This is a genomic window from Dapis hubbardiae BLCC-M172 (assembly GCF_050016015.1).
Classification (GTDB): domain Bacteria; phylum Cyanobacteriota; class Cyanobacteriia; order Cyanobacteriales; family Microcoleaceae; genus Trichodesmium.
Genome location: NZ_JBNHEQ010000302.1, coordinates 36,404 through 52,637, shown reverse-complemented (window position 1 = coordinate 52,637; position 16,234 = coordinate 36,404). Strand labels below are relative to the sequence as shown.

Genomic DNA, 16,234 nt, shown 5'->3' with positions numbered 1-16,234 from the left:
CTAAAAGTTATGGTTTTTCAGTAATAAATCAGAAAAATTTAGAAGTAAAACACCATAATTTCTTTTTTCCTTTTCCTTCTCCCTTCCACCTTCTCCCTTCCACCTTCTCCCTTCTTCCTTCCACCTTCTTCCTTCTCTAAAAAACTAACGCAAAAAACAACTAATCATCCATAACACCAAAAAAGTTACCAAAGTAATAAATATTTCTGTTGCTAAACCAGTTGCCAAAGCACTCAGTATTTGTCCTAAAATTAATCCAAAAATTAAACCACCAACTGTTAACAAAACAGCACGGCCAAACTTATTTTCTTTACGGTTAAGGAAATAAAGACAACCACCAACTCCCAAAGCCAAAGTTAACTGTAAGCTAGAAGGCTGAATAATACTAATTGCCCCTAAGACCACATATATACCAGTAGGCCAGATAATATCAGCTTGACTAGGAGTATCAATCAAATTTTGTAGCCAAACAGGTCCTTGATTAGTTGGCCCTGAACCTAGAGTATCAGGAGCCTTTTTTGTTTGCCTTTCAGGAAACCGAATACGCTCAGGCACTTTAATTTTGCCTTCTTGACGCAACCGTAGACGGTCCATCAAAATAGCATCATAAGCAGCTTCAATATTTTCCATAACTTTCCGATCATCACCGTGCTGTTGCTTCAAACGTTCCTTTGCTGCTTGAATTTCCTCAAAAGAAGCATCTTCAGTGAGACCAAGTTGTTGATAATGACTCTGATTGCTCATAGGAATTTATTAATAGTCTTTTAAACTGTGACACAATATTCGATTATAGTATTTTAATCTTATCCACTTTTCGAGAAATATGCCTAGTTAACTGTACAAATATCTCTAAGTAAGAGGGAACAAGGAACAAGGAACAAGGAACAAGGCTTTAGTTATCTAGGAGAGAAAAAGTAAATATTGAAAAAAAAGGGCAAAATGATCGAGATAACTGTCTAACATAAAACTCTCTAAAATAAATTAGAGTAGCTCTTTTTCAGAATCTGTTAGCGAGATGCACCTTTTTGTAGCATTCTTTTTTCCAAGTAGTATTAGGTTAACACAAGGAAAATAAACAAAATCATCTCAGAAGTATACAGTTTTTTTCCAAATACCTATTATTAACTTGTATTACTTTTGAAAAAAAATAAGGTCAATAGCCTCCCCTTGGATAGGAGATGAAAAAAACAGCTTCGGTATTTCAAAGCTCTGACTTCAGCGGTCGGTAATGATAACTGATAACTGAAATGACTTAATCTCATACCATTTCACTTTAAGGATCTCACAAATAGTTTCAAAGTTCTAATGTCAAATAATTCCTTGAAACTACTGAATAACAAAGTTTTCTGTTTATTAAAAATAACTTTTGATTTTTGAATTGTGACTTTTGACTTCCGTGCAACGGTATCAGCCACTAACTATTCCTGACCACTGCACCTTTTTCTGTTTTTCACGCCGATAAGAGAAAAAATAGTCCGGTTGTTGATAAGTACAATAAGGAGCGATCGCCACCTGTTGATTACCAATACCCAATTGTTCCAATTGTAAGATATTGACCAAACGCACATCTAAGCGAACTTTTCCCGGTTCAGGATCGGATAAAATTGGCGAATTTGGTAAAAGCTCCAGAAAATGCAAAATATCTTTAATACTTGTCTTCCCTGTTTCTGGAAAAATAGTCATTCCCACCTGAGCTGCCACCTCTTCAGAGACTTGATAAACCTCTCCAGCAATAGCAGGACCAAGGACAACCAACAAATCAGATAATTGACTCCCGTGGACCTGAAAACCTGCCAATGCCACGGGGATAATTTTTGCCGCAGTACCACGCCATCCAGCATGAATGGCCGCTACTTGTCCGGTTTTTTGGTCAGCAATTAGAGCAGGAACACAGTCAGCACTACATACCCAAACTGCTTGTTTTGCTTTTTCAGTGAGTAGGCCATCAGCTTCGGCATAAGTTGCTTCAGTTTCAAGAGTAGATTTCCCTGTTGTAAGTACAGTATTGCCATGTACTTGCTTAACACGATATACCTCAGCAGAGGGATGTAAGACATCTACTAATTCTGTCGGTGTACTAGGAGCAAAATGGTGAGTAAAAAAACCATGAGGCCAATTTTGTAAAAGGCTACAGGTGAGGTAAGGCTGTCCTTGCCATTTTTGCCAATGCCAAGTTACATCATTTTTACTCAAAACTTGGTAGTATTTGTTTAATTTTTGTGAATCAGGGTTAGCTATAGTCATCAGAATTAGTATTGTTTGAAGTTGAGATTTTTATTTTGCCATCTTCCCCGACTATGCTACACTAATAGTTTTGCTCATGGTTATCCATTTCAAAGTATTTCAGGAAATGAAACTACTCCCTCCGTATGGAGCAATAGAAAAAAATTTCATCCTCCATCTAGGAGTGCTTGATAAAATGAAATAACTATTGCTCTATCTGCAATAGAAAAAAATTTTATCCTCCATCTAGGAGTGCTGACAAAAATGAAATGACTATTGCGTCAATAGAAGAAATTCCATCATCCACCTCCGGGAGCTTCAGGGAATGAAACGACTATTACTCTATCCGCAATAGAAAAAAATTCATCATCCAACTTCGTGAGCTTCAGGGAATGAAACGACTATTACTCTATCCGCAATAGAAGAAAAATTCCATCATCCAACTTCTGGAGCTTCAGGGAATGAAACGACTATTGCTCCATACGCAATAGAAGAAAAATTCCATCATCCAACTTCTGGAGCTTCAGGGAATGAAACAACTATTGCTCTAATTGAATATTTAGAAATTTTCCCTAGGAGCAATAAAGAAAGTTTTCATTTTATTAAGCTCCCAGCAAAATAAATATAATGCTTGTTTTTCCCTCATCAAATCTTTCTATCTATCCCTCCTCAGTAGAAAACCACAAACATTTTCATTCTCTTAAGCTCCTGAAAAATCGGCGCGTCAAAGAATTTTCGGTTGCATCCTCACTAAAATTCTGATATCATAAAAACTGTATGGTCTTGCTCGTCTATATACATGATTTTTTATTCAACTAAATTTTCTGTGCTAAAGGTAATTGAATATTTAGAAATGTTCCCCAGAAGCAATACAGAAAGTTTTCATTAAACGCTTCGCGACTTGAATTGCTTTTGTGGAGCATGACCTAGGAAAGCTTCACCTAAGATGGCATGGATGGGTTATCTAACCAGATCCAATTTCTCCTTGAAAAAAAAATCCTTGTTAACGAATCCTCTTCTAAAAAATAAAAAAAAAGAAGAGGTAATAATTAATTATTAATTATTGAAAGACCCATAAAATAAATATCTAGGAAAAAAATTGTCAGAATTTAATCAAAAACAATTCATAAACTCCCTATCAAATATTCAGAGAATTAGAACTTCCAACATATCAACCCCCTCAACCCCCAATCATCTGCACATTTTTTCCAGCCTCCCCTCAACAAACCAAACCCTTTGGCAACTAATTGACTCAGGAGCATCACCAGGAACCATAGTCATAGCCACCCAACAAACAGCAGGACGCGGACAATGGGGACGAAACTGGATATCAAGCATTGGCGGACTATATATGTCAGTAGCCTTTGCCAAGGGATACCGAAGCACTATCCCTCCCAACATATCAATATCCCAAACCCCACAACTAACCTTATCCACAGCTTGGGGTATAGCCTCAAGTTTGCAAGATTATGGTGTACCAGTCAAAATTAAGTGGCCTAACGACTTAATCTTAGAAAATCGAAAATTAGGTGGCATCCTCACAGAAACCAGGGTCAAGAAAGAAAAAATTTCTCAAGCAGTAATTGGTATTGGGATTAACTGGTCTAATTCTGTGCCAGAAACAGGAATTAATCTGCAAAGCTATTATAGGAATCAGTCTCAACCAAAAATATCCTCTCTAGAAATGTTAGCCGCAATAGTCTTTCACGGACTAGACTCTGCCATTAAACAACTTTTAGACTCAGGAATAGAAAGTATTTTACCTGGTTATACTCAACTACTAATAAATATAGGGCAGGAAGTAGTAGTAGAAGATAGTCTGGGCAAAGTTGTAGGAGTGACAAATACTGGGGAGTTAAAAGTAAAAATTAACCCAGACTCAGCCACCCCAAAAACTCAGCCTCAAATATCTCCCTCCGAAATATACCTAAAACCAGGTACAATCAGTCTGGGTTATGGCCAAATTAGTAAGGGAGTAGGGGAGTGGGGGAGTAGGGGAGCAGGGGAGTAGGGCAGAAATTGAAATACATCTAGTCTGGTCGTTTCTCCACAGTGAGAAAGACTTGATATTTTATTGATAAGTAATACCAAATCTCAAAAGTCTTGCTACATATTCATTGATAGTAGAGATTAGAGAGTAGGTAAATTAGGAATAAGATATGTTAGCTCTTTGCCTAGAATCCTAAAAAACATTGCTGAACCTTTAGGTTAGGACATTTATAAATGCTCAAACTTAGTCAGGGATTACTTCTGACTTCTGACTTCTGACTTGTGTGTAGTGACATATTATATCAAATCCGGTAGTATCGGTACAATTCATGCCTCGTAGGGGTTTGGTCACCAAACCCAAACCCTACTTGCAGTTTTTGCCTCTTTTAAAATCTCCCAACTCCAAAGTAAGGGGATTTGATATTACTTGCTTTCCAAACTCATAAACCCATAAAGCCAAAAAAACAACTATATCAAAGTCAAAATTGATTAAACTGTATAAATTGTTCAAAAAAAGTAACCTAAATAGTGTGAGGAAATAATGTCGCTAGAGAACCAAAACCAATCAGTTGAGTCTAACACCAAACCACAGGAAACAACTCCAGAGCAGAACCAAAAGCAAAACTTAATTCAGACCAAACTTCTCACTCACAAGTCCCTCATGCAGTTAGGTTGTTGTCTAGCTAGTTTAGGGATGTTAGGTAGAGGTATGGCTTTAGCAGAGATGGTTTTGGAAATAGAAGTCTATGACTATGAACCATCATATCAACCCGCCCCAGTAGATAGTTATTCTCCCCAAACATCCTATTCAGCACCCTCCTATTCACCAGAACCTTACTACGAACCAGAGCCATATTATTCTCAACCAGCACCAACCTATTACGAAAGCGAAGCTCCTCGGTACGAGGCACCAGAGCCATATTATTCTCAACCCTACTACGAACCTGAACCATATTACTCTGCTTCACCTAGCTATTCTGAACCATATTATTCTGAACCATATTATTACGAACCAGAACCAGAACCTTATTATTCTCAACCAGCACCCAGTTATTACGAACCAGAACCATCTTACTATTCTCAACCAGCACCCAGTTATTACGACCCTGAACCATATTACTCCCAACCAGCACCAACCTATGAGCCAGAACCCGAACCTGAGAATACTATCTATCTACCCAAAAATCTTTATGTAGCACCTCCTACTAATACTAACCTCAACCTCTCAAAGCAACCCAAAAATAACTTACCACCCCTAACATTACCAAAACCTGAGAAACTTTATTATTATGATGGTTCGACTAACGCTTATATAGATGACACAAATTATAAAGTCGGTGCAACAGAGAATTATGAAGCACCAAGTACAGTAGTTTTCTCAGAACGTTCCACAGGTGAAGTTGCTCAATATCCAACAAATAACAAAAATTGGAGTGCTGTCGCCCAAAATAATAATAATTGGAGCACCCCCACTCAGACTAATAACTGGAGTGCGACTACCGCAACAAATAATTGGAGCGCCCCTGCTCAAACTTCATCTTATAATTCATGGTCTGGGGAAAGTCAGCAAAATTACTATTCCAACAATAATAGTTATTACTCCTCCAACAATAGTTATTATTCAGGTTCTTCTAATTATAGTCAAACAAATTACTACTCAAATTCATCCTCCAGTCAAAGTGGTTATTACTCTAGCACTTCTTATGCTCCACACTACTCAAACTCTTCTCAAGGAGTCGAAGTCGCAGCAGTATTACCCGCTCAAGTGCAGGGATTATTTCATAACCCCATATCCCAGTCAGGTTTAGCTTATTACAAACGCACCATGCGACCTCCCGCAGTCCCCGGAAATGGTAATACCCGGTTAATATTTCCTCTATCTATTCCAGCACCTATCACCTCATTCTTTGGTTGGAGACAACATCCAATATTAGGTTATAAAAAATTTCACACAGGAACAGACTTAGGCGCACCAACAGGAACCCCAGTAGTTGCCACTTATGCAGGTCAAGTAGCGATCGCCGACTGGTTAGGTGGTTATGGTGTAACTGTTGTGCTAGATCACCAGAGAAAATCATTGGAAACTCTCTATGGTCACTTATCAGAAATTTTTGTCAAACCAGGAGAGTTTGTAGAACAGGGTGAAGTTATTGGGCGCGTTGGTAATACAGGAATGTCTACAGGTCCCCACTTACATTTTGAAATGCGACAGTTAACAAAAGATGGATGGGTAGCGAAAAACCCAGATAGTCACATTGAGTTTGCTTTAGCAAATTTGATGACAGCATTAAAGGTGACAGAAATACCGCCTGTACCAGAAGTTACTATTAATGAATTGTTGAAGCAGACCAAAGAATTAGATTCTGGTTTACCACAACTGCCACCTTTACCACCTGGTTTTGAAGTACCTATTCCTGACTTAGAGCCGCCAATTTTTGAGTTGACAAAAGCTTCAGAAAAGTCTGATGAGGATGTTCAAATTAGTTTGAATGAGCAGGAGAAAAAAGTCGTAGAATAAAGTTAGTTGAATTGGGAAAATTTGACAAAACTCCTGGATATTTGAGATAAATATTACAGGATTTTTTATTGAAAAAGCAAGAGGGGGTTGTTATCCTAAACCCCCTCCTGGAGAAATATAGAAGGTTAAAGAAAGCCCTTTTCTAGTCTTCCTATATTTCCCTTATGAGTTATGACTCATATTCCATATGTTAATGTAGTTAACATATAAGAGGCTGTTTGTCAAGAATTATGAAGTATTAGTAGCGATATAGCTGCCGCACTTGCTCCGCCAACCCTAACCGTTTTAACATTAAACGAATCATGGAAATATCAACCAAAGCTTCCCTATTGTGAGGATGTTCTTCATAATATGCAAGAAAGTCTACGATTACGGCCGCGCCCTCGCCAAAGTCCTTTCTACCACCCAGCGTCTGGGCAAAACTTTAAACCCTTTTTCAGTTCTGTTAACAATAGCTAATTTCCATCCACAAACCATTGCCACTGATTTCTCTAGTTTTCCTCTATAACCTTGATCTGCCCAAACAATTTTCAGATTCGGGGCATCATGTTTAGCTTGAAGAAATATAGACTTAGCTCCTTGTGTATCCTGTATATTTGCAGTATGTACAACTACACGGTAGTACATCAGTAAAGTGTGGGAATGATCAGATGAGTATTGTCCCTAAATACTCTCAATCATCATGGAATGTCCTCTGTGTGGCCATCAGAAAACTCATAGGCATAGAAAAACTAGCAAAGGAAATCAACGATATTATTGCCCTGAATGCCTACAAACTTTCACGCTCTACTTTTGACACTCTCTATTATCGGCGACAAATTGAACCTGAGAAGATGGGCATGGTTCTACAGGCTCATGTTGAAGGTAGTAGTTTAAGAGGAATTAGTCGAACAGTGAATCTAGCCTATAACACGGTAGTCAATTTGGTGAGGGCTGCCTCTCAAAAAGGACAAATGATTCTTGCGGAGTCATGTAGAAAATATCAAAACCTCACAAGTCAGCAGTGATGAATACTGGCAATTATCCGAAAAAACAAAAACATTGTCAAATGAATGAATTGACAGAAGGTGACTGTTGGGTAGGTATGACTCAAGCTTCCAGAACGTGGATTAATTTTAAGTGCGCTTAGTAGGTAAACATACTGACCAGTAAGAGTGAAGAATTGATATAGCTGCCTACTTCAATTGGATTTGGGTTCATAGTCGCAAAGAAAATACTGCTGCACAAAGAGCTAAGTTGGCGTTCGTGGAGCGTTGCGTCAGCAGTATCGCTCCTTGGAGTTGGAATGACCTAATTATTTATCCCACACTTCGCTGATGCACTACCGAAAATTTATCCAGCAATTATGAGCAAGATTCGGTTTCAACTATCCCCCAAGCCATCAAAGCAGAAGAAAGAAAATCTTGAAAAAACAGGGTTTGTTCCAGTTAAAGCTTTTCGGGGTTATAGAAAGAACGAACTCCTGGATGGCAAGATGCAAAAGCTTGACCAAAAACTTTGTTTGCGGAGCATTCCGTAGGAAAATGACTCTGAAGCATGCTACAGCAAAGATTAATCTATGTTTTATCCGACTGATGCTTAAGAGGTTGGTGATCGCGTAGATACCTTCACGGGTTCTATAAAGCGACAGCTCTATTCTTTCTTACCAATTTCACAACAATCTTGAATCGGATCGTCAACTAAATCATTATAATTACCTAATAAAATCTTCAATCTATCATTTATCTCTGGATCGTCAGGATTACTCCGACGTAAGTTTACTAACTCGTTAACACTCTCAGGCAACAAACTATTCTTCTGATAAACATCAATCTTGTCTATAACAGTTTCAGCCAATTTTAGCTCACTAATCAAACTCTCGGTTGCGTCCTGCCTGAATATTTCTCCGTCAAGAGTCACCTGCTTATCATTTCCACAATCAAAAGTAAATTCCCAACCATAAGAGCCTTCTAAAGGCGGAGCAGAAGAAGGTAATTGCCAACTAATAAATCCTGGTTCTGATTCAACATTAAATTTAGTCTTATAAATAATTTTATCCCCTCCAAATACCTTTTCCTTTAAAACAAAATTAATACTACTAGAATGAGGAATATACAACCAAAAAGTTGGATGACTTGTCAAAGTTCCCACAGTTTCTGGCTGTAAGGGAATCAGAACTAAAAAAGGCTTTTTATCATTATCATTACACTTGCTACTAGGAATAGGAGCACGAGTACCTCCACCAGTGGTATTACCCTCACTTGGGTTCCCTCTTCTATCCTTATTCGCCACTTGATCAGGTTCTTTAACTCCAGCTTTTTCTCTAGTATCTGAAGTTTTTGAAATGGCAAATGTACTTTCCAATATGGGAGTAGATTGATTATACTTATGCAGTTCTTGAGATACGGTAGCTTGCTGAAAAAGTCCATCAAATTCCTCTATGTTCCCAGACTGTTGCACTAACAGAGGTGCTTTCATTTCTACTGCTACTGATTTAGCTATTCCCACATTTAGCCCACAAATGCCAATAATAACAGCAGCAAATTGTTTGATTTTCATTGTTTTCTCCCTTAAAAAATTTTTTGTCAATTCAAGCAAATGGTATAAACTTAGAGAACCCCGATAGCTCTAAACTTGTGTCTTAGTTTCTCCTAAATTAGCAGCAATTTTAATTCCTAAGACTGATAACATTCTTATAACTTCTACTCTAATAATTAGGCGTTGTTGAATTAAGGTATTAATGTATGAGGACTTGCGCAAAATAAGGTAATTCTGTGATTGCAAGAGACAGCATTTGCGTTTTATATGTGTAGCAAATCAGTCCGTTAGCATAGCAATCTCAAATATATAAGTCCTATCTATATTAGGAATAGATTCACCCTGTGAACTGAAGGTAGTGAATTAACGGGTAAGTCTAATGTTTGAGCATTTCTACTAAGAATAACAGAAAGTCTGGAGATGTGTATTTGATATAAATTATACTCCAATGTCTATTTCCCCCCTACATTGGTTTCATGTACTTCTTATTCTTACTCGCTATACTGGTCTTCATCCGGAATATATTTGAGATTAGTTTGAAGCCATCGGTAATATCAAAGAAGTATTACCTGTATACTAGCAAGTGCGTAGGGGTGTGGAAAACTATACGATCGTCCCTATCAATTATCAGTCAATGGAGGCGGACTTCTCTCAAAATTTATGAAAACAGTGACACCAGTTATAATAGATGCCAAAACAGATGGCAGCAGGGGTACGACAAAAGCTTGAGTTAAAAAAATCCAACTAACCAAGTATAAAACCATAATATTTCCTCCTATAAAAAAGACAAAGAATAAAACTTGATGAAAACACCTACCTACTACAGCACCAACAGCAGACCAACCTAAAATCCATAACCAGTCTACCCACCTATCCCAAAATATAATTAAAGGTCTTCCATCTAAAACTGCACTAATAATTTGACTTACCTGATGCCCGTGTACAATAACTCCAGCCATTTGCTTTTGAGAAACAGCTTGAAAACTATAAGGAGTATAAAAATTGTCACTACCATCTGGATCTGTATTACCAATCAGTACAATCTTATTCTTAACTAAAGATTCATCAAAATTATTATTGAGAACATCCGAAATAGTAATAGAATCAGAAACTTTATTAGGAACCCTATCTGAGTTTCTATAATTAAGTAAAACTTGAAATCCACCAGAGTCAATTTTTTGATAAAAACCTTGTCCTTCTACAAGGTCTTTGAAAGTAACTTGCCCTATTTTGACAAATCCTTGGGGAGCATCTTCCTCTTTAATGCCTTTAGTTTGCAAATAATTAAGCGCAACTTTAACACTTAATGAATATTCTGTTTGACAAGGATTTCCCGCTCTTTTGTTCTGAAACATTAAGTGGCGACGGATTACATTAACTTGACCAATATCTAGCATAAGCTGAATAAAACCGAAGCGTTCCTCCTTCTCTACTGTTGTAGGAGGTCTGGTACTAGGTTCATTCCTGTTATTATCATCGTCACTAACACTACAAACAGCAATTATTTTCTTATTATTACTCAAAAGTGTTAATAATTTTTGATAACCAGATTCAGAAGGTAAAGGATTATTTCGTAAATAATCTACACCAATAATGGCAGGTTTATGAGTTTCTAATTTAGCTATTACTTTAGCTAAATTCTCATCAGTTAAACTATTACTAATTCCATATTTATTAATATCTGTGGCCGTAGCTTCAACAATTAAAAGACGAGGATCTGGTGGCTCTGAAGGTCGCCATCGCATCAGACGATCATACTCATTTAATTCCAATGATTGTAGTAAACCTAAACTTCTCAAAATAATCACTCCTACTCCCACCAAACCTGCAATACCTAAACTCATTCCTAATGTTTTAGGTTGAGGTTTAGCCTGAGAATTATCCAGATTATTTGCTAAATTTGCTAATTTTTCTGCTAATTTTTCTTTAACCCAATCTTCATTAAAAATTTTCTGATAAATTTTATTAAAAACAAATAATTTCTTTTGTCTTTTAATTACTATGCCAGACAATCGTAGAGCCATTTGTACTGGACTATCATCAGTTTTAACTTCTCCCTTTTGCAGAATTTCTTGATATAGTCCCAATAATTGAGGAGCAAATTCAACATGATTAACTAAATAATCGTGCATATATTTAAAATGAGTGGGATTATCTTTTTCTTCCCAATAAGTCAAAATATGTTCTTCTACTAATTCATCGACATCTGGTTCAGAATCCTCTGCATAATCAATAATTATTTGACAAACTTTCTGAGTTAAAAAAGGTTGACCTCCAGTCCAATCAAAAACTTTTTTTAAAACAACTTCTGGCTCTTCTACTATTCCTTCTAATCTCCTAGTTAATACTTCTTTGCCATTTTCAAAAGTTAACTCTGTTAATTCAATCGGATAACCAACATTAAAAGGAGTACGTTGTGGCTCTCTAATTAAATCATCTGGAGTCGCTACTCCAACAAAAGCAAAAATCAACCGATGATAATCACATTTTCCATCCTCAGCCCGGCGATTATAACAAGAGCGAATAAAAGCAAAAAAATCATTTCTCATGTCCAACGGTAATTTAACTAGGACATCAATTTCGTCAAGAAAAATATATATTTTTTGCGGATAGGGAAAATTAACAAATAAAATTTCCTCAATAAACCGACAAAAAAGTTGGATATTATTTAAGTTTTGATGACTAGCTCTCCAGTCTTGATAATTGATAGTATTAGGCAAATCAGAACCATAAAATACTTCTCCTAAAAAACCTTCATACCAATATTCTTCTTTAATTGAAACACCTAATCTAGTCATATCAATTGGGATACATTTACAACCTTGAGAGCGTAATTTTTTCATCACTCTTACCCTCATGCTAGATTTACCCATTTGACGAGCATTAAAAACATAACAATATTCGCCAGCTAGGAGTTTTTCCAATAGTTCTGTATCTTGTTTTCTGACTACATAACTAGGGTCATTTGCTCGTAAACTACCTCCGCTTGTCATTTTTTTTCCTTTTTTCTTCTTCCTTACGTTCTTACTTTAAATTAACATAAACGATCCTGAAAATATTTTTGATATAACTGACAACGAGGTTCAGCTAAATTACCTTTCATTTTAATTAATCCCATAGCTTCTAATTGACGTACTTCTCGATTTTTATTGGGTAAACGCACCGGAGAATTGGCTTTTAATATTTCGTCGTAAAAAACTGTTTTGATTTTGGGATTATTCTCCATGATTTCTAACAACATACTTAAATGATCTTGATAAATCCCACTTTCAGTAGGAGCATCTTTTAATAGGTCTTTAATTTTCAATTCATCCTGAACCATTTTATACAATCCTAATCTGACTAGATAAGGATGTCCTCCTACCATAGACATTAAAGGATTCACTATTTCTGCATCAAGTTGATGTAAGTATGCTAACTGAGTTACCTGCTCTGGTATAAATTCTTTTAATTCTATAGGTAAACCGACATTAAAAGGAGATTGATAAATATCTAGTTTACCATGATATTCTGTGGAATAAGCAATGACCATTCTCAGATTTTCCCAAATTTCCGAGTTATTACTTTCTTCATACCAACTTCTTAACATGGCAAAAAAGTTTTTAGATATTTCTGGATAATTGAAAATTTCATTAACTTCATCTAATAGTAAAACAACATTTTTCTTGAGATAAATCAATAATTCTTTAAATGCTTGAGTACAAGAAATTTTAGCGTTATTATCATCCCAACTTAGTCCAGATGAAACATCAGGTAACTGACTTTTTATATTTTTATTAAATGCTTTGAGAAAATTATTAATATTGTTGATATTGTCAGGTTCAATCAGAGTATCAAATCTCAGATACACAGGAAAATAATTATTTTTATTTGCTTTGTCTTGTATCCTTTTCATTAGAGAAGTTTTACCCATTCTACTTGGTGCTTTTATTCTTACTAAAGAACCTGGTTGTTCTATAGCTTCATAACATTCTGATTCAATAGTACAACGTTTAATTCGATGACGTTCTATATAAAAAGGAGAGTCTATTTTTTCCGGTCTACCAGGCATAATAACTGGGTGAAAACCATAATCTTCCTGTAACTCATTAATGACGAAAGTTGGTTTATATTGAGTGAATATCTGTACCAAATATTCGTTCCATTCCAGATTGGATTCTGATGAATATTTAAACTTCTTTGCTATTGATTTTAATTTTCTCCCTACACTAGATTGATCGAAACTCATTGACTGAGCAATTTCTTGATATTTTTTGCCGGATAAACGCAATTGGATTATATTTTTGTCATTGTCTGACAAGTTACAGTAAATGTGGTCAAATATTTCTTGATTCATGGTTGTTTATTTGAGTTTAAATTTCTTAGGTCGTTATATGAATTTGATTAATTTTTGTTACAAATAAACCTCTACAATTCTCTATTATAAAGGCTTAATTTTTGCAGGAATTTGTCTAAATAGTATTAGATTAAAAGAATGTATAGCACATCCGAGTATAAAAGCAGGCTTATACTATCTTTTAACCCTATATATGGCAAAGGCTATGATTTTAAAAAATACCGTCTGGTTAAGGTAGATTTGGTATTATACCAATTATCAACAGTTCTGCAACCCTTATAGGAGTTATTTTACCAGCTTATGGTAAATCAACAATCCAAGTATAGTTTTGTAGTCTAGTACATATTTACTGAATTGAACATTGGAATTAGATTTACCTGGAATTTAGACGACCCAGTTAAAACAGTGATAGGGAAAGTTTGTTTTTGATTGTTTTTGCCTCCTTGGGTTTTTCACTTTACACTTTCATTATCTCCCTTATTTCTGGGTATGGTGGTGAGCTATGAGTAAAAAGAAGGTGATTTTTCGGTATGGAGAAGGTGAGCTATTTAAGTACAACAAAGTGAAGTAGATGAGTGATTTTAGTGATGATGATCACTAATAAAGTGTCCATTTTTAATAGACACTAGGAAGTCAAAAGTTATAAGAAGAGAAAGGTTAGAGCTTATCTGTAGGAAACTACTATATCAAGTGATTAGAAGAAAGAAGAATCATTGATAGTAGTTAACTTAGTTGTGATTTCTTCTGGAGTAGTTACTGTATTTTCTAAAGTAGCTAAAAGTTGATTATCCCAGAAAATTTGGGTATTATTGGCAACTGCTTCAATAGTTAGCCGTTGTTCATCTAAAACTAATCCATCACCCAAAACTAGCCAATCTTCATTAATATTGAAGTCGGTGATGATGTCTGAACCTTGACCAAAGTTGAGTAGGAAGCGATCGCTACCACTACCACCAGTTAAAGTATCATCATCCGCCCCACCATTGAGGAGGTCATCACCATCTTGACCCAATAATATATCCTGGCCTTGATTACCAAATATTAGGTCATTTCCCATACCTCCTAATAACACATCTTGGAAACCTTCTGTGCCAACTGATGCAGAAAGTTCAGGGTTGTCACCATAGATAGTATCATTACCCTCACCACCGCAGATAGTATCATTACCCCCATCGCCAAACAGCAGGTCATCCCCTGCTTGACCATATAAAATGTCATCATCCTTACCACCTCTTGCAATATCATTACCTGTACCACTAAGAATAGTATCTGCACCATAGTTCCCACTCAGAAAGTCATTTCCGGCACCACCAGAAATCAAGTCTTTTCCTGCAACATCAGCATCAATAACACTATTGTTACCACCATAAATTGTGTCATCTCCTGCCTCTCCTAAGAGAGTATCGTCACCTTCATCGCCAAAGATTAAATCATTATCCTTACCACCAAAGACGAAATCATCTTCCTTACCTCCATTAATTAGATCGTCTCCACGACTACCTTGAATGAGATCGTTACCGCGACCTCCATTAACAGAATCTTCTCCTATTTCCTCTGCTGAAGAATTGGAACTGGGGTCACCAACAATTTGGTCATCACCATTCTCACCCATGAGCATATCATCACCGTATTGTCCGAACAGAATATCATCACCCTTACCACCACGGACTTCATCATTACCCTTACCACCCATAAGTAGATCGGTCTCACGGTTACCGTTAACGTAGTCATTACCTCTACCACCGTTCATGGTATCACTACCGAATAAGTCTTTATCAGTACCACCAATAGTACCACCCCATAAGATATCGTCACCCTTGTCACCGAGAACCATATCGTTACCAATATCAGCCCAGATAACATCATTACCCTTACCACCACGAGCGGTATCGGATTCTTTTCCGGTGTTAATAAAATCAGCTTCCTCCTTACCATTAGCAAAATCACGACCACGATTAGCAAAAATTCGGTCTTCACCTAAACCACCATAAATCATGTCTGGAATAGCACTACCTTCGATTGTGTCGTCTCCACCTAAGCCATCAACAGCTTGGTCAACGCTACTACTTTTAAGAAATTCATTTGCTGGTGTACCGAATAATAATTCTTGAAATTGATTAGGTTCGAGAACCATAGAAGGTACAACTGGTAAATCGGGAAATTCTATGGTTGGAGGTGGAGGACAGAGACAGACACAATCTATTACAGGAGGTTCTATTTCAAATTGACCATTAATCTTAATTGTAACTGTAGCTTGACTTGTACCACCCTTGCCATCACTAATAGTGTAAGTAAAACTATCTGTGGCTTTTTCTCCTAATCCTAAACTTTCGTACTGACCATTGGGGTTGTAGCTATATGTGCCGTCACTATTTAATGTCAGTAATGCTCCTGATGGGAGAGTAATTTCTTGACCAATATCACTACTGTTGCCGTTAACTGCGGTGACGGTTAATTCGTCGTTGTCTGGGTCTGTGTCTTCTCCATGACCATTATCATTGAGTACATTTTCGTTCTCAAGTACAACATCAGCATCTGTGATGGCACTGTCATCCTGGGCAATAGGGGAGTTGTTGGGGGGAGGTGGTAGTGGTGGTTCAAATTGACCATTAATCTTAATTGTAACTGTAGCTTGACTTGTACCACCCTTG

The 16,234-nt window shown here is 36.6% G+C and carries 11 protein-coding genes and 1 pseudogene; 4 read left to right on the top strand and 8 right to left on the bottom strand.

Annotation, left to right across the window (positions count from 1 at the left end; all coding sequences use genetic code 11):
* Positions 1-144: 144 nt before the first annotated feature.
* Positions 145-744 carry a CPP1-like family protein gene (locus ACP6PK_RS28530; protein WP_094671536.1) on the bottom strand — a complete coding sequence of 200 codons (600 nt, stop codon included), beginning with the start codon at positions 742-744 and terminating at the stop codon, positions 145-147.
* Positions 745-1,407: 663 nt separating this feature from the next.
* Complete coding sequence (gene pgeF / locus ACP6PK_RS28525; protein WP_426564757.1) at positions 1,408-2,244, bottom strand: peptidoglycan editing factor PgeF; 837 nt, start codon at positions 2,242-2,244, stop codon at positions 1,408-1,410.
* Positions 2,245-3,322: 1,078 nt separating this feature from the next.
* Here pgeF and ACP6PK_RS28520 point away from each other — a divergent pair.
* Entirely contained in the window at positions 3,323-4,234 is a 912-nt protein-coding gene (locus tag ACP6PK_RS28520; RefSeq protein ID WP_426564755.1) for a biotin--[acetyl-CoA-carboxylase] ligase, read from the top strand.
* Positions 4,235-4,753: 519 nt separating this feature from the next.
* Complete coding sequence (locus tag ACP6PK_RS28515; RefSeq protein ID WP_426564753.1) at positions 4,754-6,730, top strand: M23 family metallopeptidase; 1,977 nt, start codon at positions 4,754-4,756, stop codon at positions 6,728-6,730.
* A 369-nt stretch (positions 6,731-7,099) separates the two neighbouring features.
* On the opposite strand, the gene ACP6PK_RS28510 is transcribed toward ACP6PK_RS28515, so the two are convergent.
* Positions 7,100-7,357, bottom strand: a complete 258-nt coding sequence (locus ACP6PK_RS28510; RefSeq protein WP_094674021.1) for a transposase — start codon at positions 7,355-7,357, stop codon at positions 7,100-7,102.
* Positions 7,358-7,412: 55 nt separating this feature from the next.
* On the opposite strand from ACP6PK_RS28510, the pseudogene ACP6PK_RS28505 reads away from it, so the two are divergent.
* Both ACP6PK_RS28505 and ACP6PK_RS28500 read left to right on the top strand, forming a co-directional pair.
* Positions 7,413-8,047: pseudogene (locus ACP6PK_RS28505) on the top strand (transposase).
* 28 nt (positions 8,048-8,075) lie between these two features.
* On the top strand, positions 8,076-8,249 hold the full coding sequence (locus tag ACP6PK_RS28500; RefSeq protein ID WP_246844279.1) for a hypothetical protein: 174 nt from the start codon (positions 8,076-8,078) through the stop codon (positions 8,247-8,249).
* Positions 8,250-8,362: 113 nt separating this feature from the next.
* Here the strand turns inward: ACP6PK_RS28500 and ACP6PK_RS28495 are convergent, their stop codons facing one another.
* The 5 genes from ACP6PK_RS28495 to ACP6PK_RS28475 form a co-directional block, all read right to left on the bottom strand.
* Positions 8,363-9,268 (bottom strand): DUF928 domain-containing protein, encoded by a 906-nt coding sequence (locus ACP6PK_RS28495; RefSeq protein WP_426564751.1) that lies wholly within the window; start codon positions 9,266-9,268, stop codon positions 8,363-8,365.
* A gap of 69 nt (positions 9,269-9,337) precedes the next feature.
* The gene (locus tag ACP6PK_RS28490) at positions 9,338-9,469 is read right to left on the bottom strand and encodes a hypothetical protein (RefSeq protein WP_256386604.1); all 132 of its coding nucleotides are present in this window, start codon (positions 9,467-9,469) and stop codon (positions 9,338-9,340) included.
* A 398-nt stretch (positions 9,470-9,867) separates the two neighbouring features.
* Complete coding sequence (locus ACP6PK_RS28485) at positions 9,868-12,240, bottom strand: CHASE2 domain-containing protein (protein ID WP_426564749.1); 2,373 nt, start codon at positions 12,238-12,240, stop codon at positions 9,868-9,870.
* Positions 12,241-12,281: 41 nt separating this feature from the next.
* Positions 12,282-13,583: an AAA-like domain-containing protein gene (locus tag ACP6PK_RS28480; protein ID WP_426564747.1), complete on the bottom strand. Its 1,302-nt coding sequence runs from the start codon at positions 13,581-13,583 to the stop codon at positions 12,282-12,284.
* A gap of 694 nt (positions 13,584-14,277) precedes the next feature.
* A partial coding sequence (locus tag ACP6PK_RS28475; RefSeq protein ID WP_426564745.1) for an Ig-like domain-containing protein occupies positions 14,278-16,234 on the bottom strand: 1,957 nt, incomplete at its 5' end.

Bases quoted from the DNA above. Each gene is read 5' to 3' on its own strand.
- ACP6PK_RS28480 (WP_426564747.1), bottom strand. From the start codon at position 13,583: ATGAATCAAGAAATATTTGACCACATTTACTGTAACTTGTCAGACAAT.
- ACP6PK_RS28485 (WP_426564749.1), bottom strand. From the start codon at position 12,240: ATGACAAGCGGAGGTAGTTTACGAGCAAATGACCCTAGTTATGTAGTC.
- ACP6PK_RS28510 (WP_094674021.1), bottom strand. From the start codon at position 7,357: ATGTACTACCGTGTAGTTGTACATACTGCAAATATACAGGATACACAA.
- ACP6PK_RS28530 (WP_094671536.1), bottom strand. From the start codon at position 744: ATGAGCAATCAGAGTCATTATCAACAACTTGGTCTCACTGAAGATGCT.
- ACP6PK_RS28495 (WP_426564751.1), bottom strand. From the start codon at position 9,268: ATGAAAATCAAACAATTTGCTGCTGTTATTATTGGCATTTGTGGGCTA.
- ACP6PK_RS28500 (WP_246844279.1), top strand. From the start codon at position 8,076: ATGAGCAAGATTCGGTTTCAACTATCCCCCAAGCCATCAAAGCAGAAG.
- ACP6PK_RS28515 (WP_426564753.1), top strand. From the start codon at position 4,754: ATGTCGCTAGAGAACCAAAACCAATCAGTTGAGTCTAACACCAAACCA.
- pgeF (WP_426564757.1), bottom strand. From the start codon at position 2,244: ATGACTATAGCTAACCCTGATTCACAAAAATTAAACAAATACTACCAA.